This is a genomic window from Mesorhizobium sp. M2A.F.Ca.ET.037.01.1.1, assembly GCF_003998075.1.
GTDB lineage: Bacteria > Pseudomonadota > Alphaproteobacteria > Rhizobiales > Rhizobiaceae > Mesorhizobium.
This window is the reverse complement of sequence record NZ_RZSA01001312.1, coordinates 1-1,463: the sequence shown is the minus strand read 5'-3', so window position 1 is coordinate 1,463 and position 1,463 is coordinate 1. Positions and strand designations below refer to the sequence as shown.

The window sequence follows — 1,463 nt, the reverse complement described above, 5'->3', positions numbered from 1 at the left end:
GCCCTGGCGGTCGCGTCGGGATGATCGAGCCGGCCGATACGCCCGATGTTTCCGGCGAAGCCGAGAATTTTCGCATTGTAGACGTCGTCGATCATATTTTTCCAATCCGTCGCCGCCCAGCGAACAGGGTTTGCCGCTCTCGCGTCTTCCTTTCGCTCCGCTCCAACCATATATAATGGTGGCAGTCGGGCATCGACAAGGCGGCCGGAAGCTGCCTTCGTTGCCCCGCTGTTCACGCCGCTTGCGGGATGGAAATGGGCGATTTTCACCCAAAAGGTCATGGTCCGTTCAACTCGTCCCACCTTTGAGTGGGACTACGGGAGACGCCTTTATGGATGCCGTCATCAAGAAAATCATGCCCCCTTCACAATATTTGGACAAGCCCGTCACCGACCGGCCGAGCGAAGCCGAGGTCGAGGCCGCCGTGCGCACATTGCTGCGCTGGACCGGCGACAATCCGGATCGCGAAGGCCTGGTCGATACGCCGAAGCGTGTCACCAAAGCCTTCCGCGAGATGTTCAACGGCTACGACATGTGCCCGGCCGACGAGCTTGGCCGTACCTTCGAGGAGGTTGCCCGCTATGACGACCTCGTCATCGTCAAGGACATAAAGTTCCATTCGCATTGCGAGCATCACATGGTGCCGATCATCGGCAAGGCGCATGTCGGCTATCTGCCGGACGGCAAGGTTGTCGGCCTGTCGAAGATCGCGCGCGTGGTCGACATCTTCGCCCACCGCCTGCAGACTCAGGAAGCGATGACCGCGCAGATCGCCGGCGTCATCCAGGACGTGCTCAACCCGCGCGGCGTCGCCGTCATGCTCGAGGCCGAGCACATGTGCATGGCCATGCGCGGCATCCGCAAGCAGGGCTCGACCACGCTGACCTCGACCTTCACCGGCGTCTTCAAGGATACGCCCGAGGAGCAGGTCCGCTTCGTCACCATGGTGCGCGCAGGCGGCTGATGATCGACCGTCGCCGGCCAAACATATAAGGACCGGCGATGTCGGCAGTCGAATTCCCGAAAGCTCCGTCAGACAAGAAAGCGCTGGAGGAAGGCTCCGTCTTTTCTCCGCGCTTCGACGCCGCGGGCCTCGTCACCGTCGTCGTCACCGACGCCGGTGACGGCATGCTGTTGATGGTCGCGCATATGAATGCCGAGGCGCTGGCGCTTACGCTGGAAACCGGCATTGCACACTACTGGTCGCGCTCGCGCAATGCGCTGTGGAAGAAGGGCGAGACCTCGGGCAACTTCCAGCAGGTCGTCGAGATGCGCACGGATTGTGACCAGGACGCGATATGGTTGCGCGTGAAAGTGTTGGGCCACGACGCAACCTGCCACACCGGACGGCGTTCTTGTTTTTATCGGACGGTGGGGCTGAATGACGGCAAAGCAACGCTTGCCGGCGACGGCAGCAGGCCGCTGTTCGATGCGGAAGAAACGTATCGGAAGCCGGTGTGAAC

The 1,463-nt window shown here is 61.5% G+C and carries 2 protein-coding genes and 1 pseudogene; 2 read left to right on the top strand and 1 reads right to left on the bottom strand.

Annotated features, from left to right (window positions below):
- Positions 1–281, bottom strand: a pseudogene (locus tag EOA27_RS42725) (hypothetical protein); the annotation flags it as partial.
- Positions 282–331: 50 nt separating this feature from the next.
- On the opposite strand from EOA27_RS42725, the gene folE reads away from it, so the two are divergent.
- Positions 332–964: a GTP cyclohydrolase I FolE gene (gene folE / locus EOA27_RS36265; RefSeq protein ID WP_127258703.1), complete on the top strand. Its 633-nt coding sequence runs from the start codon at positions 332–334 to the stop codon at positions 962–964.
- A gap of 38 nt (positions 965–1,002) precedes the next feature.
- On the top strand, positions 1,003–1,461 hold the full coding sequence (gene hisI, locus EOA27_RS36260; RefSeq protein WP_126082342.1) for a phosphoribosyl-AMP cyclohydrolase: 459 nt from the start codon (positions 1,003–1,005) through the stop codon (positions 1,459–1,461).
- Positions 1,462–1,463 lie beyond the last annotated feature (2 nt).